Here is a 23,701-nt window from a genome sequence, read left to right on the forward strand (position 1 = left end):
AATTATTCACCTCCTGTTAAAAATTCAACATTTCCAAGATTAACATCTACCTGTGAATTATCAAATTCATCAATATAGTATTTTACTTCTATTGGTATTACATATGCTTTATTATATGATTTAAAACTCCAGCCTCTTTTTATTGTTAAAACTGCAACCCTGTCCATTGTATCATAACCTGAAGTTTCATTAATTGTGACATTTTTAACAGTTCCTTCAGGGGTAATTTCAACAGTTAATTTAACAGTACCTTCAGCCCTGCTGCCAACTAGATCTTTTGGAAAAGCAGGTCTAACTACTATACTGATTAACTCACCAGATGTAGGTGGTGGAGGTGGGGGTGGAGTCTGTTCAACTTCTTCTTCACCAGGCTTAATATTTTCTGCACTTTGAGCACTATCTTCTGCAGTATTTTGTTCTTCTTCTATTTCTACTTCCACATCACTTTTTTCACTGCTTAAAACTTTAGTTTCTGTATTTTCACTATCATTAGTTTCTGTATCCGTAATTTCTTCCTTTATATCTTCAGTTTCCTTTTTCACTTCTTCAGCTGACGTGTTTTCCTGTGATAATTCTTCTTCTGTAATATCAGATTCCACTTCTATATTTTCTTCAATTTCAGGTTCGTGCTCCGGTTCTGGTTTTTTAATTTCTTCAGGTTCTTCTACTTCTTTAGCTTCTGTATCTTCTTTTTCTTCAGTAATTTTTTCCTGTTCTGCAGTGATTTCCTCTATTTCTTCCTGGGGAACAGGTTCTTCGGTCTGCAGTGGAGCAGGTTGATATTCAACCAATTGAATATAGCCATAATCATTTAAATCAGTGTTTTCACCCCTAACATTCCCCTGCATAAATCCAAAAGGAATAAAATAAAGAAGTAGGAGATGAAGAATTATAGAAAAAACAACATATGCTGCTAATTTATTTTGATTATCATTTCCAGACATAACTTCACCATCCTATTAATTACCTTCTTTTTCTGCCGCAAGGGCCAGCTTATATATTCCTACCTGACGCATTCCATCCATGACTGAAACGACATTTTCATATTTTGTATTTTTATCAGCACTTATGATAACAACTAAAGAATCAGTTTCAGAGTTCCTGTTTTCAGCCTGAGCAACAATTTCAGACAGTGGTAGGTTGTTTCCATCATAAAAATAATTACCATTTTCGTCTATTTCGACTAAAAAGTTTTTGTTTGTTTGTTCGGTAGCAGTGACAGCACGCGGCAGCTGCATATCTATTCCATATGGATTTGATCTAAAAGTGGTAAATAGCATAAAGAAAACCAATAAAAAAAATATTACATCAATCATAGGGATAATATTGATAGAACTTTTCTTTTTAAGAGTAGTTCTGAACATTATCCTCACCTCTGTTACTGCCAACGACATCTATTATTTCAACCATGTTTAAATTCATTTCATGTGCTTTTTTCTCAACTTTTTGGGAAAAATATGAATAAAATACTGCTGTAGGGATAGCTATAATTAATCCCATAGCTGTACTGATAAGAGCAGCAGCAATCCCGGAACTGATCTGAGCCGGATTAGCAGCTCCTGCAGCTGTACCGAGTATATTGAAGCTGCTGATGATACCTATAACTGTACCCAGCAGTCCCAGCAGTGGTGATATCATAGCTATTACATCAAGAATTGGAAGATGCTTTTCCATTTTTTTAATCTCATTTTCACCTACTGCCTGAAGAACTTCCCTTAGTCTGGCCGGGTTTTCACTATTATGAGCTAATGCCGTTGATAGAAGTTTGGCATTTGGTCCTTTTTTTCCTTTCAATTCGTTTAATGCACTTAAAATATCTCCCTCTTCAACCAATATTTCTATTCTTTTTATAAGTCTAAAATTATTATCTTTATGTTGGGCAAAAAATATCGCTTTTTCTATAATAACTGCAAGACTAAAAACTGATGCAAGCAGAAGTGGGATAGACATTGGACCCCCAAGTGAGAAAAAATTCCATATACGACTCAAATTCAAATTGATCACTCCTCTTTATTAATAATATTATAAGTTTGCTAATACATAAGTTCTACATAAACGATTATAATCCTTTCTTTAAATTGAGGATTATAAGGGTAGAATAATAGTAAAAATAGTCTCTTCTTTCTTGCTTTTTACTGATATTGTTCCACCATGTGCTTCCACCAGCTCTTTTGTAACAGCAAGTCCTATACCTGTACCCCCCGTATCTTTAGATCTGGATTGGTCTGCACGATAAAACCTTTCAAAAATAAATGGCAGATCTTTTTGATCTATTTCTGGGCCAGTATTAATTATTTTTACAGCAATATGGTCGTTTAGATTTTTGCTTTCTACATTTATTTTTCCTCCTACTCTATTATATTTAACAGCATTTTCTATTAAATTACTTAAAATCTGTATCATGCTGTCTCTATCTGCAGTTATTGATGTATTTTGTGCAAGGTCTAAATTTACAGAAATGTCTTTGTCTTTTATATTAAATTGATATTTGTTCAATATTTCGCTTAAAATGGAGCTTAAGTCAAGTCTTTCTTTATTTAAATTGATAATTTTATTCTGTGCTTCACTGTATTCCTGAAGCTGATTAATAAGTCTAATTAGGCGTTCAGACTCTTCCTGCAGCTCTTTAATGGTTTGATTATCCATTTCCATTAAACCATCCTCAACAGCTTCTAAATAGCCTTTAATAGTAGTCACCGGTGTGCGCAGCTCATGAGCCAGATCGGATGTAGAGTCTTTTCTTATTTTTTCCAGTTTTTCAAGCTTATCAGTCATTATATTAAATGATTCTCCAAGCTGAGCAAGTTCATCATTACCTTTTATATTAACTTTCTGTTTATAGTTTCCATCAGCAACATTTAAAGCAGAACGATTTAGCTTCAGCAGGGGTCTGGTAATATATTTGGAAAGAAAAAATGCCATTAAACCGGCTGCGGTAGCTACAAATATTCCACTGATAAAAATAGCATTAAAAACACTCTTTTTAAAATACTGATAAATACCTGCCTCTGATTCTGCATTGACAGCAATTTCTTTCCAGTAAATATATGCTTTAGTAGAGTCATTAATTTTGATTTCGTTTATTCTTGTTTTACCAGGAAAATCATCAGGAGAAATTTGACTGTGAATTGGCATATGGGAAGCTCCCATCATCGGCCCCATTCTCCGCATCATATTATTCATATGACCTTCTGTACCTGGTCTGTAAATATATTCTCCATTTTTCTGTTTTGCCAATCTAAGCCAAATTGGAATTCTATTAGCTCTAGTAAAATTATTAATAATTTTATTTAATTCAGAAGTATTAATATTATCTCTGGACAGATAATCTTTTAATATTTCCGCCAGTTCAATTATACTGTCTTCTCTCTGCATGTTCACAAAATCATTGAAGTGTTCTCCGACGGAAAAATTAATAAAAAATCCAGCTACAGAAAGGCTCAGCACAATTAATATAATAAATATAAAAAATAATTTAAAACTGAGTTTGCTCATTAGTTATCACCAACAAATTTATAACCTGCTCCATAAACTGTTATTATATATTCATCTTTGTTTAGTTCCATTTTCTTTCTTATATTTTTAATATGAGCATCAATGGTTCTATCAAAACCGTTAAATTCGAGCCCCATAACTTTGTCAGCTAACTGTTCACGGGAAAGAACCTGTCCTGCATTATTAACAAGTTCAAGTAAAATTTTAAATTCTGTATTTGTTAAATCTACATCTGAATCATTTAATAATACCCTCATTTCTTCAGGAAATATTTTAATTTTACCATCTGCAAATGAAAGTATATTTGCTTTTATTTTATTCATATCTGTTCTTCTTAAAATAGCTTTTATTCTTGCGGTAAGCTCTCTTGGACTAAAAGGTTTGGTAAGATAATCATCTGCCCCATAATCAAATCCTTCAATTTTATTTTCTTCACTACTTTTGGCAGTGAGCATCAGAATTGGAATATCAGAAACCTGCCTTATTTTTTGACAGACTTCCTCCCCACTAATTTTTGGCAGCATAAGATCCAGTACAATAAAGTCAATATTATTATCTGAATGAAAAATATCAAGAGCTTTTCTACCATCTTCAGCTTCAACAGTGGTAAAACCACTGTCTTCTAAATATGTTTTTATCAGTTTTCTGATTTTTGCTTCATCTTCAACAATTAAAATTTTATTTTGCATATGAACACCTTTTTTAGAGATTTTCCAAAAAAACTCTTCTCCAGTTTAAGTATAATATTTTTTCTATTTCTCTGCTTTTATATCCATTTTTATTTAATTTTTCTGCAAGCAGCTGCAGTTTACCGATATTTTCGAAACCAACGGGTGTGTTAGTAATACCATCATAATCAGAGCCAAGTGCTACAGACTCAATACCGGCTAATTTAACTATATAATCAATGTGTTTTATTATATCACTGCCGTCGACATCAGCAGCAGAAGTATTTAAAAATTGAGGGCAGAAATTAATTCCTATCAAACCACCATTTTTAGCAACTGCTCTGATTTGACTGTCATCTAAATTTCTTTCTATACTTCTAATTTTTTTTACATTGGAATGTGAAGCTACAACTGGTTTAGAGCTTAAATCAATAATATCCCAAAAGCCCTCCTGACTTATATGAGAAAGGTCTATAGTAATTTTAAGCTGATTCATAAGTTCTACTGCTTTTTTGCCAAGATCTGTTAAACCTCCACCACTATTAACTGTAAGTCCATCTGCAAGCATATTGCGCCTGTTCCAGGTCAGTGTAATTAATCTAACTCCAAGATTATAAAAGCTATTTATTTGGCTCAATTCCGTTACTGCATCAGCACCTTCAAGACTTAACACAGCAGATATTTTATTTTCCGCTTCTGCTCTTATAATATCTGTGCTATCTTTAATATGAACAATATCTTTTTTAGAAGCTATTGTTTCTCGAAAAATATTAATATAATGCAGAGTTCTTTTTAATGCATTTTCTGGAAAATATCCATCTTCTATAAAAACTGCAAAAACTTCTAAAGCGATATTAGCTTCTTTGAGTTTAGGGAGATCAACATGAAAGTTTTTATTATTTTTATTAAAACAAAAATCTTTGTCTCTATTAAAATTTAAAAGCATATCTGTGTGTCCATCAGCAATTTTATAATCCAATTTAATTCATCTCCTAAAAAGTTCTCTTTAATTTATATTATATAGCTTTTTACTGTAATAAAACAAGCCATAATAAAAAAATCTGTCTGCCTTTTACAGCAAACAGATTTATAGTAATTATTAACGTGGTTCAACAATTAATTTTATTGCAGTTCTTTCCTCCCCATCAATTTCGATATCTGTAAAAGCAGGGATACAAATAAGGTCAATTCCACTGGGTGCCACAAATCCTCTTGCAATAGCTACTGCTTTTACACCTTGGTTTAGGGCCCCGGCGCCGATAGCTTGTAGTTCGGCATTTCCCCTTTCACGCAAAACACCGGCTAATGCCCCTGCAACTTTGTTTGGACTTGAATTTGATGATACTTTTAATACTTCCATGTTCGTAAATTACCTCCCTCTATAAATTAATTCCCTCTATATAATATATTAGTCACAGATGAAATGAATTCCTGCCTTATTTTAAAAATAAATATAATTTTTAATTATTTTTCTTGATTTCCATGATTTGTTTACCTAAAGCTTTGTTTTTATCTACTTTTATTAAAACTCCTTCTAATTTAACTGAACCTGTTGCCACTTCATAATTGACTGGTAATTGGGTTATATATTTTTCAACCATTTTTTCTACTTTCATACCAAGTATGGAATTAACAGCGCCTGTTAAACCTGCATCTGTAATATAAGCTGTTCCACCAGGTAGTATCTGTGCATCTGATGTCTGAACATGTGTATGGGTACCAACAACAGCTGCAACCTTTCCATCAACTGAATGAGCAAAGGTCAATTTTTCTCCAGTAGCTTCAGCATGAAAATCAACAATAATAATATCTGAATTATTTTTAATATCGCTAATTTTTTTCTTAAAAATATGATAGGGAGAATTGTAATTATTCATATATACCTGACCGATTAAATTTACAACGGCAATTTTTAAACTGTTTTTTTCTATAACAGTCCAGCCGTAACCGGGATTGTCAGGAAAATAATTAAGCGGTCTTATAATGCGTCTTTCTTTATCAATAAAATTGAAAACATCTTTGTTATCCCAGGTGTGGTTGCCCATAGTTAAACAGTCTATACCATATCCAAACAGCTCATCGGCAACTTTTTTTGTTATTCCAAATCCACCAGCCGAATTTTCTCCATTGGCAATGACAAGAGATATATCATATTCTTCAATAATTTTATTCAAAAATAGTCTGACTGCTCTTCTACCGGATCTTCCTACAATATCGCCTATAAATAATATGTTCATTTTATCATTCCTCTGTTTAATTTATATATTTTTAATAATATGAATAAAAGGCCCCTCAAATGAGGAGCCCTGTTGTTTTCAGATCTAATTATTTAGCATAATCAACTACCCTGGTTTCTCGAATTATTACCACCTTGATTTGTCCAGGATAATCAAGGCTATTTTCAATTTTCTTTGTAATATCTCTAACCAGTTTACTGGTTTCAATATCATTTATTTTATCCGGTTCAACAATTACTCTGATCTCTCTACCTGCTTGAATTGCGTAAGCTTTTTCTACACCAGAAAAAGATTCACCAATTTTTTCAAGTTCTTCAAGTCTCTTAATATAAGACTCTAAGGTTTCTTTTCTTGCACCTGGTCTAGCTGCGGAAATTGCATCTGCTGAAGCTACCAGAACTGCTTCAATTGAATGGAATTCTACATCACCGTGATGTGCTTCAATAGTATGGAGAACTTTTTCGCTCTCACCATATTTTCTAGCAGTATCAACACCGATTTTGACATGTGGTCCTTCTACTTCGTGATCTATAGATTTTCCAATATCATGTAAAAGTCCACCTCTTTTGGCAAGATTTACATCTGCGCCTAGTTCTGCTGCCATAATTCCTGCTAAATATGAAACTTCAAGTGAATGTTGAAGAACATTCTGGCCATAGCTTGTTCTAAACTTCAAACGGCCAAGTAGTTTAACAAGTTCAGGATTTAAACCATGAACTCCAGTATCAAATGTTGCCTGTTCTCCAATTTCTTTTACATGTTGGTCCAGTTCTTCGCGGGCCTTTTCAACCATTTCTTCTATTCTAGCAGGATGAATCCTTCCATCAATAATTAATTTTTCTAAAGCTATGCGGGCTATCTCACGTCTTATTGGATCAAAACCAGAAATAACAACAGCTTCAGGAGTATCATCGATGATAAGATCAATACCTGTTAGGCTTTCTAATGCTCTGATGTTTCTGCCTTCTCTACCAATTATTCTTCCCTTCATATCATCATTGGGTAAGGATACAACAGAAACAGTAGATTCTGTGACATGGTCTGCAGCACATCTCTGAATAGCAAGAGAAATAATTTCTCTTGCCTTTTTTTCTGCTTCTTCTTTGGCCTGTGCTTCTTTTTCCTTAATCATTTTTGCAAATTCATGATCAAGTTCAGACTCAACTTTGTTAAGAAGATAATCTTTAGCTTCATCCTGTGATAAATCAGAAATTTGTTCCAGTCTTTTTATCTGTTCTTCTTGTAATTTTTTAATTTCCTGTTCATCACGGCTGATATTTTTTTCTCTATCTTTAATACTCTGCTCTTTTCGATCCAGATTTTCAGCTTTTCTATCAAGGTTTTCTTCTTTATGCATCAAGCGATTTTCGAGTTTTTGCAATTCGTCACGTCTTTTTTGGCTTTCGCGATTAGCTTCTTCTCTGATATTATGAGCTTCCTCTTTTGCTTCAAGAGTAATCTCTTTTTTCTTGGCTTTTGCCTCTCTTTCAGCAGTTTCAAGAATTTTTTTGGCTTCTTCTTCTGCTGATTGAATACGAGCCTCAGCAATATATTTTCTAATAAAATATCCTATTAGTAATCCAAGAGGTAGGGCTATTATTAAATACAAAACACCTCCGTTAATATTATTCACCCCCTATTCTATATTCAATTTTTAGTTTTTTTATTTTCATTTACTAATAATATTTTAACTTTTTTATATGTTTCTGTCAAGAAAGTAGAATAAAAGGCGTTTCCTTTAAATTATTTTTTGTAGCATAATTTAAAAAATGAGGAAACTCCTTAGTAAAATAAAGAGCATTATTTAAAATAAAAAAGGACTGTATTTTAAATACAGACCCTGTTATTTACATTAATCTGTTGTTTTATTGATTATATCATATGAAAAACCTTTATTAGAAAGGTAATTTTTAAGTTTTAGGCTGCCTTTATCTTCCTCTTTATGTTTTCTAAGCCATTTTTTAATAAGTGTTTTGGCCATTTCAATTTCCTGTTCTGGGCTTAAATATTTATTTAATGCTTTATCGATTAAACTTCTATTTAACCCTTTTTTTAGCAGTTCTCTATAAATTAATTTTTTCCCCCGCGGATGGTTATTTATTCTGGATCTAATCCACTGTTCTGCAAATCTATCTTCATTGATTAAATCATTTTCGAGCAGATAATTGATTGTCTGTTCAATAACGTCATTATTAAATCCTTTTTTAAATAATCTATCCTGCATTTCCTTTACAGTTCTTTCTCTATATGTGAGAAGATGAAAAGCTTTGTTTTTAGCTTTCTGAATTTCATTTAAATCCATATAATTTAATCCTCTTTTTCTTCTGATTCATCTTCGTTTTCTTTCTCATCACTTTCAGCAAGACCGACTTTTACACGTATTTTATGATCTATTTCTTCTTTGATTTCGGGATTATCATTCAGAAAATCTTTAGAGTTTTCCCGACCCTGACCAAGCCTGACATCACCATAAGAATACCAGGATCCAGCTCTATCAATAACTCCAATTTCTTCTCCCAGATCTATCAAAGATCCGGCTTGAGAAATACCAGTTCCATACATGATATCGAATTCTGCTTTTCTAAAAGGTGGGGCAACCTTGTTTTTAACTACCTTAACTCTGGCTGTACTTCCGATTATTTTGTCTCCATCTTTTATAGTTTGAGAGCGGCGGATTTCGATTCTAACTGAAGAGTAAAATTTAAGTGCACGTCCACCTGGAGTTACTTCTGGATTTCCAAACATAACTCCAACTTTCTCTCTAATTTGATTAATAAATATACAAGCAGTTTTAGATTTACTTATTGCACCAGACAGTTTTCTCATAGCCTGTGACATTAGTCTTGCCTGCAGACCGACATGTGTGTCTCCCATATCACCTTCAAGTTCCGCTTTTGGAACAAGAGCAGCTACGGAGTCGACTATTATCAGATCAACAGCATTACTTCTAACCAGTGCTTCAGTTATTTCAAGAGCTTCTTCTCCATTATTGGGCTGAGATATCAAAAGATTATCTATATCCACCCCTAAATTTTCTGCATAACGCGGGTCAAGTGCATGTTCAGCATCAATAAATGCTGCTATACCATCTAATTTTTGTGCCTCTGCTATAATGTGAAGTCCTAGAGTAGTTTTACCAGAAGACTCGTTACCATAGATTTCAATTATTCTACCTCTTGGAATACCCCCCACTCCTAATGCCAGGTCAAGTGGTAGGGATCCTGTAGGAATTGATTCAACATTTAGTGATGTAGTATCACCCAGCTTCATTATTGAACCTTTACCAAACTGTTTTTCAATCTTTTTTAAAGCCATGTCCAGAGCTTTTTCTTTGTCTTTATTTACCAATATAATCTTCCTCCTCAATTGCTGTTAATCGTTTATCTGTATATTTTATATTTCTAATTCTATTATAGAACAGATGTTTAGTTTTTGCAAGTAATTATTGTAATTTTTTGGAAAATATTTTTTTGTATTCTGGACCTGATGGTTTTAATATGCTTTCATAAAGTGTTACTGTATTTAATTTACTAAAAACATTTATATAATTTTCATCCAGAAATTTTGAATTTTTGTCAGTTAGTTTTTTAATTTGTCTGTTATTTTTTTTGCGGGCTAAAGTTAAATGGGGAATAAATTTTCTCTTTTCTTTTTTAAATCCAATTTTCTGCATAGAATTTTCAATACTATTATTTAATCTGATAAGAGAATTTTTGCCCTGGAAAACACTGACAAAAAGAACTTTAAATGTGCCTAGTTCAGGAAAAGCTCCCAGTTTTTTAAACTGAATATAATTGTGCTGGCAGCTAAAGTCTAATTTCTGCAGCTGTTTTATAACTGCATCAGTTTTATTTTTATCATTTTCCCCTAGAAATTTAACAGTTAGGTGAAAATTTTCTTTTTCCACCCATTTTATATTCTCATTAATTTCTTTTTTTAGCTTTGTTACTTTTTTAAAAATAAGTTCTCGTGCACGTTCAGTTAAATCAACTGCGATAAACAGACGCATAAACCAGTACCTCCAGTGAAAATTATTATTGTTTTTCAATTTCATTCAGCAGTTTTCTTGCGTTTGGATATTTATTGTTTAAATGTAAAGTTCTTTTTAATTCTGCTACAGCAGCTTCTTTCATATCAGCACCATAATAGGCTAAGGCAAGATAATAATGGCTTTCGGCATGTTTGGTGTTTTTCCCAACAGCAATGGAAAATTTAGAAATTGCTTTATAATATTCTTCCCTATTCAAATAAATTTTTCCCTGTTCAAGATAGGCATTTACATAATCTTCATTATATTTAATTGCCTGATCATAATAGTCTAGGGCTGTATCATAATCTTCTAATTTTCTATTTATCATTCCCAGCAGAAAATAGGAGTAATAGGAATGACGATTTATTTCTATTACCTGTTTAAGTACATTTTCTGCTTCATTGTACTTTTCTAAAGCTATATAACTTTCTCCCAGACCTACATAAAATGGTGTAAAATTTTTCTGCAGTTTTATTCCCTGTTTGTAGATCGAAACAGCAGCATTATAATTATCTAATTCCTGATAAAGGTTTCCCAGGTTAAGATAAATAGTCTGTCTGGTCGAATCAATATCAAGAGCAGACTCATAATATTTTACTGCTGTTTCTAAATTACCTAGCTCTTTGTTTAATAAAGCGAGATTTAAATAATCATCAACTGTAGGATTAATTGAAATTATTTCTCCATAAAGTTTTTTAGCTTTTTCTTTTTCATTTAATCCAGTATATGCTGCTGCAAGATCTCGTTTAAATGGGATAGAATTCACTCCAAGTTTTGAAGCTTTTTGTAAATTTTCCAGTGCACTGTCAAAAGAAGCACTGTCAAACTGATGATCTTTGTTCAAAAATAAAGCGCCCAGTTTCCAGTAGAGCCTACCGTTTTCATATCCAAGCTCTTTTAATGTATTAATCTGCTCTATTGCAAGCTGTGTATGGTTATTATCTAAAGCAGTTAATGTATAATAATAAAGAGTATCATGTTTAAGTTCATGATTAATGGAGGGATCATTTAGTATTTCAGAAAAAATTGCTTCTGCTTCTGAATATCTTCCCTGATAATATAAATTGACTCCTCCAGAAAAGTTGTTATAGTTTACATTTTGAGCTTCAGCACTAAAACTGAATACAAAAAATAAAATAATTAAATAAATGCAAAGTTTTTTGTTCATTATTTATACCTCCCTGAATAATATGCGTTACGTCAAATCTAATAGTTTTCCAGCAGTTTCATAATTTTAAACAAAATAATCTGTGTTGCATACCATCTATTCAGTTTTCGATTATAATTTTTGTTCAATTTAAAGGAAAATAATCGCGAAAAATATTTAATTCCAACAAACATTGTTCCTGCTTTTTTTCCTTCCATACTGTCCGGGCCAGCAACACCGGTGGTGGAAACACCTATATCTGCAGCAAAAATATCAGCAATATTACCTGCCATTGCCAGAGCAGTTTCATGGCTTACAGCACCATATTTTTCAAGAATATTAGGATTAATTTTTAAAATATTTTTCTTTGCTTTACTGCTGTATGCAATAATTCCACCTTTAAAATAAGCTGAACTTCCTTCCAGTTCTGTTAGTCTCTTGCCGAGAAGACCACCAGTAAATGATTCAGCAGTAGCGATAGTTAAACCACTTTTTTTGAGTCTGTCACAAAAAATTTCCAGCAAAGACATGTCTCCAGTACCATAAAAGTAATCAGTAAATTTAGTGGAGATGAGATTATCAAAAAATTCAATTGTACTTTCAGCATCATCATTTTCCACCTTCAACCTCAGTTTAACCTCTCCCCGGCCTGCCTGGTAGCTTAAGACAGCATTTTCTGGAATGGTTAATTTTTCAATTTTGTCTGCCAGGGTAGATTCACCAATCCCAATAAAATTATATTCTTTAAAAAAAATGCTGTTATTATTTATCTTTTTTAAGTCTGGATAGATTTGTTCTAAAAACATAGACCGCATTTCGGACGGAACACCAGGCATTAAATAAAAAGTTTTATTATTATGATTTAATTTTATTCCCGGTGCAGTTCCATTATCATTAAGTACTGCTTCTGCATTTTCCGGCAAATAGGCCTGTTTTAAATTATTTTTAGTCATTTTAGAGCTGCTGTTTTCAAAAAAAGAATGAAGGCGCTCGGCCAGCCTATCAGAAAATTTGAGTTTAAGATCAGCAGCTTCTGCAAGTGCATCTCTAGTAAGATCATCTTTAGTTGGGCCAAGACCACCTGTTATAAAAATTAAATCAGTATTTTTAGCAGCAAAATTCAGTTTTTCTTTGATATCAGACTTTTCATCACTGCAGACAATTATATTTTTAATATTCAATCCTATATCAGTTAATTTCTGAGCTAAAAACTTAGAGTTAGTATCCTGTACTTTTCCATATAAAATTTCAGAACCTGTCACAATAATTGAAACATCCATAAACTCACCTCTAAATTATTATATCACAGAGTTGAACAAAAGAAAATCGGCCTTTAGGGGCCGATTTGGTTAAAAATATTATTTAAAAAATTTAAATATCCAGTAAACAATATTTAATATAATACTTATAATAAGCATTGATGTTATAGGAAAGTACAGTTTATAATTTTCTTTTTCTATCTTTATATCCCCTGGAAGACTGCCAAACCAGGAAAAAAATGGTTTGAAAAATAGAGATACAGCTCCAGCTGTGATTAATATCAATCCAATTATTATTAGTATTTTGGAAAATGAATTCATTATCAAAATCACCACTGTATTCAACTTCAGTATTTTAAATTTTTTCTAAAAAATATTACAAAAGGCCAGTTATTATAAGATTCCAAAGTATACTGCTGTTTTCAATATAATTAGAGAAAAAATGCCGGCTGCAATATCATCAGCTATAACTCCCCAGCCAGAGGGAAGTTTTTCTAACTTTTTAATAATTAGAGGTTTTGTAATATCAAATATTCTAAATAAAATAAAACCACTAATCAGTAAAGGTATACCTGTATTTAATGTCATAAAGGTTATCAGCTGGCCGGCAGCTTCATCAATAACTATTTTGCCGCTGTCTTTGACTCCAGTCATTTTTTCTTCATAACTGCAGATGAAAACACCAGAAATTGTTAAAAAACTTAAAAAATAAACATTATTAATGACAGGAAAAACCATTATAAGGACTATCATTAATAAAGAACCCCATGTTCCAGGAGCAAAAGGCAGATATCCTGAAAAAAAACCTGTTGCAAAAAAATGATTTATTTTCTGAAGCATAATTTTACCACCTTAACTGTAATCTACATCAGCTGATGCAAAATAAACATATCCAGAGTAAATAGTGATTAAAACTGCTGCCCAGACAAGAGATGTTATCAAAACAGACGGCAGATTAAACAATATAGGATCAATGATTAGTGCTATTATTGTAATAATTTGAATAGTAGTTTTCCATTTACCCCACATATTGGCTGGAATGATAATTCCCTGTCCTGCAGCAACAACTCTTAAACCTGTAACTGCTAGTTCGCGCCCTATAATAACCAGGGCAACCCAGGCAGATATTTTCCCCAGATCTACAAAAGCTACTAAAGCTCCTGAAATTAAAAGCTTATCTGCAAGTGGATCTAAAATTTTTCCCAGCTGTGTAATCATGTTATATTTTCTTGCATAATAGCCGTCATACTTATCAGTAAGTGCAGCAGCTGAAAATATAATTAAAGCTGTCAGATCACCATAAAACGGGAAATTTGCACTGTAAAGTAATAAAGCAACTATTATTGGAACTAAAAAAATCCTCAACATTGATAATTTATTCGGTAGATTCATTTGAAATCTCTCCTATCAAATCATATTCATAAGCTTCTTTTATTTTACAAATAACAAAATCACCAATTTTTAACCTGCTGTGCTGGTTTGAATTTTTTTTAATATAAATTTGATTATCTATTTCTGGAGCATCATACTTAGAACGGGCAAGATAGTATTCATCTTCGATATCTTCAATAATCACCTCCAGAGATTCACCGATTAGTTTGCGATTTTTTTTTAGAGCAATCTGCTGCTGTAATTCCATTATTTCTTCATAACGTTTTTCTTTAACCTCTTCTGATACTTGATCTGAAAAATTATAGGCAGCTGTATCTTCTTCTCGAGAAAATTTAAATACTCCCAATCGATCAAATTCGTGTTTTTTGATAAAATTTTTTAGCTCCAAAAAATCTTCTTCTGTTTCACCTGGAAATCCAACGATTAAAGAAGTTCTAATAACAATATCTGAAATATTATTCCTCAGTTTATTTATTAAATTAGAGATATCTTCACTTTTTCCTCTGCGGTTCATTAATTTTCTTATTTTATTTACAGAATGCTGGATGGGGAGGTCTAAATAGCTGCATAGTTTATCTTCTCTGGAAATAAGATTTATAAGATCATCTTTAATGAATTCAGGGTAGCTGTAGAGTATTCTAATCCAATGGATTCCTTTTACTTTGATAAGTTTTTTTAGAAGAGGAGTTAGTGCAGAATCTCCATAAATATCAACTCCATACTGTGTTGTGTCCTGAGCTATTATAATTAATTCCTTTATACCTTTTTTGGCAAGTTTTTCTGCTTCCGTTACTATATCTTCTATTTTTCTACTTTTAACTGGCCCTCTTATTTTAGGTATACTGCAGTAAGTACAGTTATTATTACATCCTTCTGCAATTTTTAAATATGCAAAATAATCGTTATTAAGCTTCCGCGGCAGTTCAGAATAATATTCAAATCCCGGTTCTGATACACCTTTATTTTTCTTTCCGGAAAGACTGTTTTTAATTACTTCTACAATTCTGTCAAAATTTCCCGTTCCCAAAACTGCATCTATTTCTGGAATTTCTTTTATAAGATCACTGCTGTATCTTTGAGTAAGGCAGCCTGTAACTATTAAAGATCTGCAGGAATGGTTATCTTTGTATGATGCTGCATTTAAAATAGTTTCAATTGATTCTTCTTTTGCATCTTGTATAAATCCACAGGTATTTATAATAATTACTTTAGCTTCCTTAAAGTCATCAGTTTCTATAAATTCACTGTAATCAGATAAAAATCCTTTCATATGTTGGCTGTCAACTTCGTTTTTAGGACAGCCAAGAGTTATTAAACTGTATTTTATCATTAATTTCTATGCTCCTTTGTTTCTATAAATAGAAAAAAGCCCTGGTGGGCTTTACAAATTCTTTAAATGGTCGGGTTGCCGGGATTTGAACCCGGGACCTCACGCCCCCCAGACGTGCGCGCTACCTAGCTGCGCTACAACCCGCTGTCAGTAGACAATATTATATAAGAAAAATAACTTAATGTCAATGTCAAAATTTAGCAGCTAAGAGTTTTTTATATAATTTCTTTCAGATTAAAAAATATTAAATAAAAAATGATATAAGATTTTCAGTCAACAAAGTCTAATTTTTTGAGATAATCCATAGTTTTATCCGGGTAATCTGTTACAATAAATACTTCCTGCAGAGAAGAACTGTTTTTTGCAATTATTTTTATACCACTTGTAGTATTGTATTTTAGCTGCAGGTAAGCTGGAACACCACTTCCCTTTCTTCTACTAATCCTACCTGGAATTATACTTTTAATTAATTTAGAACGAGAAATTTCCAGTAAAAAAGGAAAAATATCTTCAATTATTGTATGTTCCTGTTTTATTTTATTATCTCTGTATTTATTACTCATAACATCACATCCTTATTACATTATAACACTGACAAAATTTTAAGGCAAATAATAACAATATGGTTTCCTCAAATTCATTTTAAATATGTAAAAAAATTTTTATCAGCACCTAAATCTTTAGATTCATTTAAAGATCAATCCCTTTTTTTATCTTTTTCTTTTTTATAATATAAAATATTATAAAACTTTTAAAGAAATAAAGTATTCTGCTGTAATTATTTAAATATATTAATTATTTTAGTAATAATTGATGACAGAAAACAGTTTAAATTAAAGATATTATAAGAAAAATAAAGAATAAAATGTTTAATTTAATTTCAGCACTAATATAAACAAAAAAAATACTTGACCTATCGATAGTACTTGGTTATAATAAGTAGTGCTTGAGCAAAAAGCTCAATAATATTTAGGGGAGTAGCTCAACTGGCAGAGTAGCGGACTCCAAATCCGTTGGTTGCGGGTTCAATTCCTGCCTCCCCTGCCAAAATATAGGCTGATGTAGCTCAATTGGTAGAGCAGCTCACTTGTAATGAGCAGGTTACCAGTTCAAGTCTGGTCATCAGCTCCATTGAATTTTACAGGAGTCGATTTTTTCGGCTCTTTTTTTAATTTATCAGCATTTATTTATCAATCGATTATTTAAAAAATTAAAAGAAAATTTTTCTTATTACTTTATTGTGATTTTAAAGAGAGAAGTTTAAAATATATTTTGTATAATATTAAGTTTTCTCACATTTTTTTATTTAAAATGAGAAAACTATTTTTTTGCAGTATAACTTGAAATAAATTAGATTATGTATTATTATTATAATATCGTAATATCCAAATATAATGATATAAATAAGGTGGTTATAATATGAAAAAGTATGATCTTATTGTTATTGGTATGGGTCCTGCTGGAATGGCAGTAACTGCTATGGCTTCAAATATGGATTTAAATGTTTTAGCCATAGAAAAGCATAAGGTTGGTGGAGAATGTTTAAATTACGGCTGTGTGCCGAGCAAAGCACTTCTTAAAGCCGGAGAAGTAAATGAAATTACCGAAAACTTGCGTCAGTTCGGTATTCAATTTAATGGTGATACTGAAATTGAAAATCCCCTTGAAATTGTTAGAGAAAAAGTGGGAGAAATAAGTGGAAATAAAACAATGAAAGCCTTTGAAAGAGCTGATTTGATAATAGATAAAGGGGAAGCAAAATTTGTTGATAAAAAAATTGTAGAAGTTGATGGAGAAAGATATACTGCAGATAAGATTTTTATTGCAACAGGAACTGAACCACTTGTACCTCCTATTCCAGGTCTTAAAGATGTATCTCTATTAACAAATTTAAATATATTTGCACAGGAGGATATTCCGAAGAAATTAACCATTATTGGTGGTGGGGCAATTGGTTCAGAAATGGCTCAGGCTTTTTCCAGACTTGGTTCTGAGGTAAATATGTTTCAGATTGATGATCATCTTGTTCCTATTGGTGATGAAGAAGCCGGACGGGTGCTGGAAGAAAAGTTTAAAAAAGAAGGTATTGGTGTATATAATAGTACAGGTATCAATAAAGTGGAAGAAAAAGATAGGAAAATAATTATACATACTGAGGCTGGAGTTTTTGAATCTAATGAAATTCTTGTTGCTACAGGTAGAAAAATAGTACTGGATTCTTTAAATCTCGAAAATGCCGGAATCGAATACGGTAAAGGTGGAATAAAAGTTAACCGAAGATTGGAAACAAATGTTAAGGGAATATATGCAGTTGGAGATTGTAATGGAAAAGCTCTCCTCTCACATGCAGCAATGCATCAGGGGATGATTGCTTTAATGAATGCCATTAATCCTACTCCAATAAAACAGTTTAATTATGATGACTTTTTAGTACCCTGGTCTGTTTTTACAAAACCCGAAATAGCTCAGGTTGGAGTTACAGAAAAAGAAGCTGAAGAAAAAGGTCTGGATTATCAGATAGTAAAAGAAAATTATTCTGATTATGGTAGAACGATTGCAGATGGGAAACCTGAAGGTTTTGTCAAAGTTATTACAAATTCAAAAGGAAAAGTCTTTGGAGCTACCATTGTTGGGGAAGCTGCAAGTGAATTGATACATGAATGGATTCTGGCCATACAGCATGATATTGGACTATTTGATATTATGATGACACAGCATTCATTCCCAACTATTTCTTTAATGAATAAGCGAGTTGCAGAAAAATGGATGATGGGTAAAACTAATTCTGGTTTTATTTCTAAACTTGCTAAAAAATTTATATAAAATAAAGTTCAAATAATTTATAATTGGAATTATTAAAAAAAGAGGGGTAAGCTACCCCTCTTTTTTATGTTCAATATTACAGTGCCTGCAGATCAGTATTAAGCTGAGCAAAAACATATATTGGTGCACAGCCAGGATATTCTGTCACAGTTTTTGCAGCTTTCATTGCTTTTTCAACTTCTTCTCTGGACTCAAACTTTTTCCAGCAGTCTCCTACCACAAAAAGATGTTTTCCTTCTGCATCAGTATAATCTAATGATGGAACCCCTCCAGCAATTATTAGTGTCTCTCCTTTTTCTTCCACAAATTTTTTAGTATCAATATCCAGCTTAAAGCTGTCTAAAGCACCGCGGATATATTTATAACAGCCAGGACATGTCTGCTGAATTAAAACATTTATTCCAGGGATAAGGCCAACAGGATTGTTGGCTGGTCTTTTAAAGAATGTTCTTACACTTTCAGCAGATACTCCCTTAACTTTAATTTTATCAAGACACATTTCTCCTAAACCCTCTGAAAAAGCAATCTGAGTGGAAGGAACTTCATGTGGTTCATATCCCATTATATAAGAAGTTAAAGCATCAACTGCTACAGTATCCTGTCCGGCTATAAGTAAATTCATTTCTTTTGGAGTGCCGGCATGGGGACCCTGCCCTTCCATAGCAATAATACCGTCTATTAAAGTTAGGTCAGCTTTTCTTATTCTTAAAAGATCCGAAATCTTCTGGTCTAGATCAATTCTATGGGTATCCTGCTGTTGACCTGATGGATGAACATTGGGAATAATGCCCTGCCAGTTTTTAAGTCCTAAAGTAACCGTTCCACCCAAATGAGTTTTCATTTTGGGAAGATTTATTAGTACATCAGCATCCAGAATAGGTCTAAACACAGAAGCTTTTTTAAATACTTTAGCCATTGGAATATCAACTTCTATTGAAGATTCTTCATCAAAATATAGGACTTTGTCAGCACCACCTCTATAAGCAGCCTGTTCCATTTCTGCTGCTTTAAATGCAGGTCTTGCTCTTCCGACATGTTTACCTAGTGATGGATTGTCTCCAACCCAGACTTCACCTGCTTTAGATTCCTCTTTTAGAAAAGAAACCAGTGCTTCTATTACTCGTGGATCAACTACAGAAAAACTTTCTGGTGGAGCTAAAAAAGCAAGATTAGGCTTAATTAAAACTCTATCACCCTTTTTAATAAGATTATCAATATCTCCAACAGCAAGGCTAATAACTTCTCGCAAAGAATCTTTAATCTCTTTAATATCCTGCTCATGTCTTTCAAAATGGCCGTCTATAAATTCTTTATTACCTTTTAAATTATCAACTTTTACAATAGATACATCTGTACTCATTTTAATCCCCTTTCTAGTTATGTTATTAGAATTTTTCGACAACTAAATATAAAGCAGTATTTATTCCTATTTTCACCTCCCTCTTTAAGTGAAAGAATAAAAAGACATACAACCACACTCATCTTTGTATGTGAAAAACATCAGCAAAAAAGTTTATTCAGTAAAAATTTTACCTTTTTATTAAAGCAAGTAATTCCGGTGAAAAATCAGGTTGATTAAGATAAGAATACTTAATAACATTATATCTTTTGTAATTAAGATCTTTAAGAAAGTTTAAGACAGCTTCTTTTTCTTCTACTCCTCCTCTATGTCCACTGTAGACTACTAAAACTATTATACCACCTTTTTTTAAAAAATTCATACTTTTCTTTACTGCAGTAACTGTAGAAGAAGCTTTAGTTTTAATAGTTTTATCTCCGCCCGGAAGGTATCCAAGATTAAATATAACAGCCGATACATTGGTCTCTTCAAGATAATTATCTATATTTTCATGACTGTCATTAAATATCCTAACTCGATCTAAAAAAGAATAATCATTAAGTAGTTTAATAGTGTTTGCAACAGCTTCATCCTGAATATCAAAAGAGTAAACTGTACCTTTTTCTTTAACTAATTCTGCCAGAAATAGAGTATCATAACCATTTCCAGCAGTTGCATCTACAGCAGTGTCTCCCGGCTGAACATGTTTATTTAAAAGAAAATGAGAAAATTCTACCGGTGTCAAAAAATCATTATTCATGATTTTCACTTCCCTTTCTGTAGTTTTTCAGAAAGTTTTCTTGAAGGTAAATCAACTGCTTGCTGTCAGTTAAATCAATTTTCAGTGGGGTAATAGATATATTTCCGGATAAATAGGCTGCAATATCAGTTCCATCATCTTTTATATCCTTATTACTTCCTGACAGCCAGTAATAAGTATTGCCCATTGGGTCAGTACGTTCATCGAATGTATCACTGTAAAGGGTTTTACCCAATTTTGTAATGCAAATTTTACTGTTATCATCAAGCTTTTCTGGGAAATTTATATTCATCAAAAAACAGCTGTTTAATTTAAATACATCCTTTGATTTAATAAATTTTGCAATATATTCGGCAGCTTTTTTGAAATTATTTTCTTCATTATATGCCATAGATACTGCCATAGAAGGATAACCAAGCATCCATCCTTCTATGGCCGCTGAAACTGTTCCAGAATAGAAAATTTCAAAACCAAGATTTGGACCATGATTAATGCCGGAAATTACTAAATCAGGTTCAAAATTTATCAGTTTTTCTAAAGCAAGTTTTACACAATCAGCTGGAGTTCCACTCACTCTAAATAATGGCACATCAGGAAGAGCTGATCGCACAATTTTTCTGGCACGCAGGGGGTCGTTAATTGTTATTGCATGACCTGAAGCACTTCGTTCTCTGTCCGGTGCCACAAGCACAATAGTATGTCCTTCATCTACCAGTTTTATTCCTAATTCTGTAATTCCATCAGCATAAATACCGTCATCATTAGTTAATAGTATTTTCATTTTACCACCTCACTCCAAATATATCGTTAATTTATATTTTGAGATTAAAACATGAAATATTATGGTGAATATTTATTTAAAACGGAGTATAAAAGATTTTATTTTATATAAAGATTAAAAAAAGCAAATAAATACAATTGACGAATTTATTTATTTAATATATACTAATTCATGTGCTTACGAAAAAAAGATTGCCCTCATCGTCTAGGGGTCCAGGACACCAGGTTTTCATCCTGGCGGCAGGGGTTCGAATCCCCTTGAGGGTGCCAATATGGAGGGGTGCCCGAGTGGTTAAAGGGAGCAGACTGTAAATCTGCCGGCGATGCCTACAAAGGTTCAAATCCTTTCCCCTCCACCATTTTAAACAAAAAGAACACCTTTAAAAATGTGGTCTTTTTTTTAATGAACAATTTTAATGAACAATATTTAATCACGAAGATTATCAACTGTTATTTCTCCATCTTTTATTTTTATTTCAGCTTCAGCAATTTCACCACTACCGCCCCAGGGACCGTAGTCTGTTCCTTCAACTTCAGCTGTTACAGCTGCACCATTACCAATTTTTATATATAGATTATCATTAGGAAAAAATTTTCTTTTATCTCCTTCTTTTAACAGACCTCTAAAAATATTTTCTCCATCAACATCTACCCTAACCCATGCTAAATCTGATGCTTTAATTATAACTGGAAGTTCTAATGTTTTATCTGTTATTTCTGAATCAGTAGTTTGCTGTTCTTCTAAATTAAGCTGGTTTGTGTTATCAGTACTGCTGACAGCGGTTTCTTCATTTACGGCAGTCTCTTCAGTTTTTGAAACTGTTTTTTGATCTGTAAGCAGTGTTTCATTTTCACTATTTTCTACACTATCTTCAGTATTTGTACTATTTTTACCATCGGAATCCGTACTTTCTTCACTTTCTTCCGGTATTTTCTGTGGATCAACTATATTTAGCTCATTTAAGCTGCTCTCTTCAGCAGCTGAGGGAGAAATGGTTTCTTCTTCCGATATGTTATTAGTACTGTCATTTGATTCAGAAACAGTATACTGACTGCTGTTTGACATATTATTAACAACATTATTAATACTATCCGAAAGAAAAAAATACTGATATATAAAAAAGGCGGTAGCTGCCGCAAAAAGTGAAATAAATATTATGATTATAATTTTTAAAAATTTTGATTTTTTCTTGTTGTGGAAGGGCTGATATTTAAATTTTCCATCTGGTAGAAGATCTTTGTTGAACGATGTATCAGCTTCACTGTTTTCCTTTAAAATTTCGTATTCTTCTATTAAAGAACTGTAGTCAAGACCTACCTGTCTTGCATAGCCTTTTATGAAAACCTTTACATAAACATTTCCAGGTATAATATCGAAATTATTATTTTCTATTGCTTCAAGATATTTTTTGCGGATCTTGGTCTGCTCCTTAATATCATCTAGAGTAAGGCCTTTTTCCATTCTAGCTTCTTTTAATAATGTCCCAAGCTCCAATTTTTAGCCTCCTTCAAAATTATTAACCTATGTCAAAACTTGAATAATTGTGCAGATATCTGTTTTTGTCATTACTGCTGTGATCTGGATTAATAATTTCAATTAAAAAATCAAAATCCAACCAGGTATATTTGCTTTCTCTTACCAGAACATCCGGATGTTCTATAATAAGTAAAAGTTTTTTTTCCAGAATATTTTTTATAAATTTAATATGTTCTGCACGTGAGCGGTGAAAAGTTGTAAGAGCATCGATAATAAAAACAAAATTTTTATTAAGATAATCATCTGAGATTCTTGTTCGTGTTATTTTTCTTAAAAGAGTTGTAGATAAAAGCTGCCAGTATTTATTTGCGTGAACTGAAGCACTTATTGCTGTTTCTGTTTTTCCTACTCTTGGTTCACCTATTAAACCAATAAAACAGGAGTCTTTAGTTTTTAAATGAGCACTTAAAAAATCAATTAAAAGGTCGAGGTCTGTTTTTTGAAAACGGTAATAATTTTTGTTTTCATAAATATCTGTTTTTCTGGAAATGATTTTTTTGCCGTGTTTCATTGCCAAAAAATCATTGAGAGATGGTTTTCGAATTGAACATAAATCTATATTTTTTACGGTTTTTAGAGAATTCATTATTATATTTTTTTGTTTTTCATTTTTAATTTCAATCAAAAATCCTCTTAGATTACCTTCTATACTGGCAATTTTCAGTATATTAATATCCATTAATCCCAGCAGTGAAGCAACATCTCCCAGTAATCCAGTTCTGTTTTTTATAATCTTATATTCTAAAAAATATACTGACATAGAGACTCCTCCATTATTAAATTCTATAAGAAAATACAAATACCTTTTTTAATAAAAAGTTTCCCCATTTTTTAGTTTTAGATGAATTTAAAAATCTTATTTATGACGAAACTTTTTTGTAACTATAAAAATAATTTTCGGGGA

At 32.1% G+C, this 23,701-nt stretch carries 25 protein-coding genes and 5 tRNA genes; 5 read left to right on the forward strand and 25 right to left on the reverse strand.

Annotated elements, in window-relative coordinates; genetic code table 11:
• Positions 1-2: 2 nt before the first annotated feature.
• The 20 genes from DFR78_RS00770 to DFR78_RS00865 all read right to left on the reverse strand — a co-directional run bounded on the left by DFR78_RS00770 (position 3) and on the right by DFR78_RS00865 (position 16,121).
• A complete protein-coding gene (locus DFR78_RS00770) occupies positions 3-944 on the reverse strand; it encodes an energy transducer TonB (RefSeq protein ID WP_114456938.1) in 942 nt (313 codons plus the stop codon).
• Positions 945-959: 15 nt separating this feature from the next.
• The gene (locus DFR78_RS00775) at positions 960-1,364 is read right to left on the reverse strand and encodes a biopolymer transporter ExbD (RefSeq protein ID WP_114456939.1); all 405 of its coding nucleotides are present in this window, start codon (positions 1,362-1,364) and stop codon (positions 960-962) included.
• Positions 1,345-1,950: a MotA/TolQ/ExbB proton channel family protein gene (locus tag DFR78_RS00780; RefSeq protein ID WP_233486925.1), complete on the reverse strand. Its 606-nt coding sequence runs from the start codon at positions 1,948-1,950 to the stop codon at positions 1,345-1,347. Before DFR78_RS00780 ends, DFR78_RS00775 begins: the two co-directional genes overlap by 20 nt.
• A gap of 135 nt (positions 1,951-2,085) precedes the next feature.
• The gene (locus DFR78_RS00785; RefSeq protein WP_114456941.1) at positions 2,086-3,495 is read right to left on the reverse strand and encodes an ATP-binding protein; all 1,410 of its coding nucleotides are present in this window, start codon (positions 3,493-3,495) and stop codon (positions 2,086-2,088) included.
• The gene (locus tag DFR78_RS00790; protein ID WP_114456942.1) at positions 3,495-4,184 is read right to left on the reverse strand and encodes a response regulator transcription factor; all 690 of its coding nucleotides are present in this window, start codon (positions 4,182-4,184) and stop codon (positions 3,495-3,497) included. The genes DFR78_RS00785 and DFR78_RS00790 overlap by 1 nt, the downstream gene beginning before the upstream one ends.
• A gap of 13 nt (positions 4,185-4,197) precedes the next feature.
• Positions 4,198-5,142, reverse strand: a complete 945-nt coding sequence (locus DFR78_RS00795; protein WP_114456943.1) for a dipeptidase — start codon at positions 5,140-5,142, stop codon at positions 4,198-4,200.
• 120 nt (positions 5,143-5,262) lie between these two features.
• Positions 5,263-5,523, reverse strand: a complete 261-nt coding sequence (locus tag DFR78_RS00800; RefSeq protein WP_114456944.1) for a stage V sporulation protein S — start codon at positions 5,521-5,523, stop codon at positions 5,263-5,265.
• A 100-nt stretch (positions 5,524-5,623) separates the two neighbouring features.
• The gene (locus tag DFR78_RS00805) at positions 5,624-6,400 is read right to left on the reverse strand and encodes a TIGR00282 family metallophosphoesterase (protein ID WP_114456945.1); all 777 of its coding nucleotides are present in this window, start codon (positions 6,398-6,400) and stop codon (positions 5,624-5,626) included.
• 88 nt (positions 6,401-6,488) lie between these two features.
• The gene (gene rny / locus DFR78_RS00810) at positions 6,489-8,033 is read right to left on the reverse strand and encodes a ribonuclease Y (protein ID WP_114456946.1); all 1,545 of its coding nucleotides are present in this window, start codon (positions 8,031-8,033) and stop codon (positions 6,489-6,491) included.
• Positions 8,034-8,252: 219 nt separating this feature from the next.
• Entirely contained in the window at positions 8,253-8,702 is a 450-nt protein-coding gene (locus DFR78_RS00815; protein ID WP_114456947.1) for a regulatory protein RecX, read from the reverse strand.
• Positions 8,703-8,707: 5 nt separating this feature from the next.
• Positions 8,708-9,748 carry a recombinase RecA gene (gene recA, locus DFR78_RS00820; protein ID WP_147267741.1) on the reverse strand — a complete coding sequence of 347 codons (1,041 nt, stop codon included), beginning with the start codon at positions 9,746-9,748 and terminating at the stop codon, positions 8,708-8,710.
• A gap of 94 nt (positions 9,749-9,842) precedes the next feature.
• Positions 9,843-10,409, reverse strand: coding sequence for an RNA 2',3'-cyclic phosphodiesterase (thpR, locus tag DFR78_RS00825; protein ID WP_158531683.1), 567 nt, complete (start codon positions 10,407-10,409; stop codon positions 9,843-9,845).
• 25 nt (positions 10,410-10,434) lie between these two features.
• On the reverse strand, positions 10,435-11,598 hold the full coding sequence (locus DFR78_RS00830; RefSeq protein ID WP_114456949.1) for a tetratricopeptide repeat protein: 1,164 nt from the start codon (positions 11,596-11,598) through the stop codon (positions 10,435-10,437).
• A gap of 38 nt (positions 11,599-11,636) precedes the next feature.
• Complete coding sequence (locus tag DFR78_RS00835; protein ID WP_114456950.1) at positions 11,637-12,857, reverse strand: competence/damage-inducible protein A; 1,221 nt, start codon at positions 12,855-12,857, stop codon at positions 11,637-11,639.
• A gap of 78 nt (positions 12,858-12,935) precedes the next feature.
• Complete coding sequence (locus tag DFR78_RS00840; RefSeq protein ID WP_114456951.1) at positions 12,936-13,157, reverse strand: DUF2905 domain-containing protein; 222 nt, start codon at positions 13,155-13,157, stop codon at positions 12,936-12,938.
• A 72-nt stretch (positions 13,158-13,229) separates the two neighbouring features.
• The gene (locus DFR78_RS00845; protein WP_114456952.1) at positions 13,230-13,676 is read right to left on the reverse strand and encodes a phosphatidylglycerophosphatase A; all 447 of its coding nucleotides are present in this window, start codon (positions 13,674-13,676) and stop codon (positions 13,230-13,232) included.
• Positions 13,677-13,688: 12 nt separating this feature from the next.
• Entirely contained in the window at positions 13,689-14,228 is a 540-nt protein-coding gene (gene pgsA, locus DFR78_RS00850; protein ID WP_114456953.1) for a CDP-diacylglycerol--glycerol-3-phosphate 3-phosphatidyltransferase, read from the reverse strand.
• The gene (gene rimO / locus DFR78_RS00855) at positions 14,212-15,558 is read right to left on the reverse strand and encodes a 30S ribosomal protein S12 methylthiotransferase RimO (RefSeq protein WP_114456954.1); all 1,347 of its coding nucleotides are present in this window, start codon (positions 15,556-15,558) and stop codon (positions 14,212-14,214) included. The genes pgsA and rimO overlap by 17 nt, the downstream gene beginning before the upstream one ends.
• A 67-nt stretch (positions 15,559-15,625) precedes the next feature.
• Positions 15,626-15,702: transfer RNA gene (locus tag DFR78_RS00860), tRNA-Pro, on the reverse strand.
• A gap of 125 nt (positions 15,703-15,827) precedes the next feature.
• The gene (locus DFR78_RS00865; RefSeq protein WP_114456955.1) at positions 15,828-16,121 is read right to left on the reverse strand and encodes a DUF2103 domain-containing protein; all 294 of its coding nucleotides are present in this window, start codon (positions 16,119-16,121) and stop codon (positions 15,828-15,830) included.
• A 408-nt stretch (positions 16,122-16,529) separates the two neighbouring features.
• Between DFR78_RS00865 and DFR78_RS00870 the strand changes: the two genes are divergently transcribed.
• The 3 genes from DFR78_RS00870 to DFR78_RS00880 all read left to right on the forward strand — a co-directional run bounded on the left by DFR78_RS00870 (position 16,530) and on the right by DFR78_RS00880 (position 18,381).
• Positions 16,530-16,605: transfer RNA gene (locus tag DFR78_RS00870), tRNA-Trp, on the forward strand.
• An 8-nt stretch (positions 16,606-16,613) separates the two neighbouring features.
• Positions 16,614-16,689 (forward strand) — tRNA-Thr (locus tag DFR78_RS00875).
• Positions 16,690-16,977: 288 nt separating this feature from the next.
• The gene (locus tag DFR78_RS00880; protein ID WP_114456956.1) at positions 16,978-18,381 is read left to right on the forward strand and encodes an NAD(P)/FAD-dependent oxidoreductase; all 1,404 of its coding nucleotides are present in this window, start codon (positions 16,978-16,980) and stop codon (positions 18,379-18,381) included.
• A gap of 76 nt (positions 18,382-18,457) precedes the next feature.
• On the opposite strand, the gene DFR78_RS00885 is transcribed toward DFR78_RS00880, so the two are convergent.
• The 3 genes from DFR78_RS00885 to surE all read right to left on the reverse strand — a co-directional run bounded on the left by DFR78_RS00885 (position 18,458) and on the right by surE (position 21,261).
• The gene (locus tag DFR78_RS00885) at positions 18,458-19,741 is read right to left on the reverse strand and encodes a DUF362 domain-containing protein (protein ID WP_114456957.1); all 1,284 of its coding nucleotides are present in this window, start codon (positions 19,739-19,741) and stop codon (positions 18,458-18,460) included.
• A gap of 169 nt (positions 19,742-19,910) precedes the next feature.
• Complete coding sequence (locus DFR78_RS00890) at positions 19,911-20,480, reverse strand: class I SAM-dependent methyltransferase (RefSeq protein WP_114456958.1); 570 nt, start codon at positions 20,478-20,480, stop codon at positions 19,911-19,913.
• Positions 20,473-21,261 (reverse strand): 5'/3'-nucleotidase SurE, encoded by a 789-nt coding sequence (gene surE, locus DFR78_RS00895; RefSeq protein WP_114456959.1) that lies wholly within the window; start codon positions 21,259-21,261, stop codon positions 20,473-20,475. Before surE ends, DFR78_RS00890 begins: the two co-directional genes overlap by 8 nt.
• Positions 21,262-21,454: 193 nt before the next feature.
• Here surE and DFR78_RS00900 point away from each other — a divergent pair.
• A tRNA-Glu gene (locus tag DFR78_RS00900) sits at positions 21,455-21,530 on the forward strand.
• 4 nt (positions 21,531-21,534) lie between these two features.
• Positions 21,535-21,619: transfer RNA gene (locus DFR78_RS00905), tRNA-Tyr, on the forward strand.
• A gap of 68 nt (positions 21,620-21,687) precedes the next feature.
• On the opposite strand, the gene DFR78_RS00910 is transcribed toward DFR78_RS00905, so the two are convergent.
• Positions 21,688-22,755 (reverse strand): helix-turn-helix domain-containing protein, encoded by a 1,068-nt coding sequence (locus tag DFR78_RS00910; protein WP_114456960.1) that lies wholly within the window; start codon positions 22,753-22,755, stop codon positions 21,688-21,690.
• 22 nt (positions 22,756-22,777) lie between these two features.
• Positions 22,778-23,557 (reverse strand): DUF3388 domain-containing protein, encoded by a 780-nt coding sequence (locus DFR78_RS00915; protein ID WP_114456961.1) that lies wholly within the window; start codon positions 23,555-23,557, stop codon positions 22,778-22,780.
• Positions 23,558-23,701: the final 144 nt, after the last annotated feature.

This window comes from Halanaerobium sp. MA284_MarDTE_T2 (assembly GCF_003337245.1).
Classification (GTDB): Bacteria; Bacillota; Halanaerobiia; order Halanaerobiales; family Halanaerobiaceae; genus QPJE01.

What these genes read in the sequence shown, in the direction of transcription:
- DFR78_RS00770 (WP_114456938.1), bottom strand. Translation starts at nt 944, where the DNA reads ATGTCTGGAAATGATAATCAAAATAAATTAGCAGCATATGTTGTTTTT.
- DFR78_RS00775 (WP_114456939.1), bottom strand. Translation starts at nt 1,364, where the DNA reads ATGTTCAGAACTACTCTTAAAAAGAAAAGTTCTATCAATATTATCCCT.
- DFR78_RS00780 (WP_233486925.1), bottom strand. Translation starts at nt 1,950, where the DNA reads ATGTCTATCCCACTTCTGCTTGCATCAGTTTTTAGTCTTGCAGTTATT.
- DFR78_RS00785 (WP_114456941.1), bottom strand. Translation starts at nt 3,495, where the DNA reads ATGAGCAAACTCAGTTTTAAATTATTTTTTATATTTATTATATTAATT.
- DFR78_RS00790 (WP_114456942.1), bottom strand. Translation starts at nt 4,184, where the DNA reads ATGCAAAATAAAATTTTAATTGTTGAAGATGAAGCAAAAATCAGAAAA.
- DFR78_RS00800 (WP_114456944.1), bottom strand. Translation starts at nt 5,523, where the DNA reads ATGGAAGTATTAAAAGTATCATCAAATTCAAGTCCAAACAAAGTTGCA.
- DFR78_RS00805 (WP_114456945.1), bottom strand. Translation starts at nt 6,400, where the DNA reads ATGAACATATTATTTATAGGCGATATTGTAGGAAGATCCGGTAGAAGA.
- DFR78_RS00815 (WP_114456947.1), bottom strand. Translation starts at nt 8,702, where the DNA reads ATGGATTTAAATGAAATTCAGAAAGCTAAAAACAAAGCTTTTCATCTT.
- thpR (WP_158531683.1), bottom strand. Translation starts at nt 10,409, where the DNA reads ATGCGTCTGTTTATCGCAGTTGATTTAACTGAACGTGCACGAGAACTT.
- DFR78_RS00830 (WP_114456949.1), bottom strand. Translation starts at nt 11,598, where the DNA reads ATGAACAAAAAACTTTGCATTTATTTAATTATTTTATTTTTTGTATTC.
- DFR78_RS00835 (WP_114456950.1), bottom strand. Translation starts at nt 12,857, where the DNA reads ATGGATGTTTCAATTATTGTGACAGGTTCTGAAATTTTATATGGAAAA.
- DFR78_RS00840 (WP_114456951.1), bottom strand. Translation starts at nt 13,157, where the DNA reads ATGAATTCATTTTCCAAAATACTAATAATAATTGGATTGATATTAATC.
- DFR78_RS00845 (WP_114456952.1), bottom strand. Translation starts at nt 13,676, where the DNA reads ATGCTTCAGAAAATAAATCATTTTTTTGCAACAGGTTTTTTTTCAGGA.
- pgsA (WP_114456953.1), bottom strand. Translation starts at nt 14,228, where the DNA reads ATGAATCTACCGAATAAATTATCAATGTTGAGGATTTTTTTAGTTCCA.
- rimO (WP_114456954.1), bottom strand. Translation starts at nt 15,558, where the DNA reads ATGATAAAATACAGTTTAATAACTCTTGGCTGTCCTAAAAACGAAGTT.
- DFR78_RS00865 (WP_114456955.1), bottom strand. Translation starts at nt 16,121, where the DNA reads ATGAGTAATAAATACAGAGATAATAAAATAAAACAGGAACATACAATA.
- DFR78_RS00880 (WP_114456956.1), top strand. Translation starts at nt 16,978, where the DNA reads ATGAAAAAGTATGATCTTATTGTTATTGGTATGGGTCCTGCTGGAATG.
- DFR78_RS00885 (WP_114456957.1), bottom strand. Translation starts at nt 19,741, where the DNA reads ATGAGTACAGATGTATCTATTGTAAAAGTTGATAATTTAAAAGGTAAT.
- DFR78_RS00890 (WP_114456958.1), bottom strand. Translation starts at nt 20,480, where the DNA reads ATGAATAATGATTTTTTGACACCGGTAGAATTTTCTCATTTTCTTTTA.
- surE (WP_114456959.1), bottom strand. Translation starts at nt 21,261, where the DNA reads ATGAAAATACTATTAACTAATGATGACGGTATTTATGCTGATGGAATT.
- DFR78_RS00915 (WP_114456961.1), bottom strand. Translation starts at nt 23,557, where the DNA reads ATGTCAGTATATTTTTTAGAATATAAGATTATAAAAAACAGAACTGGA.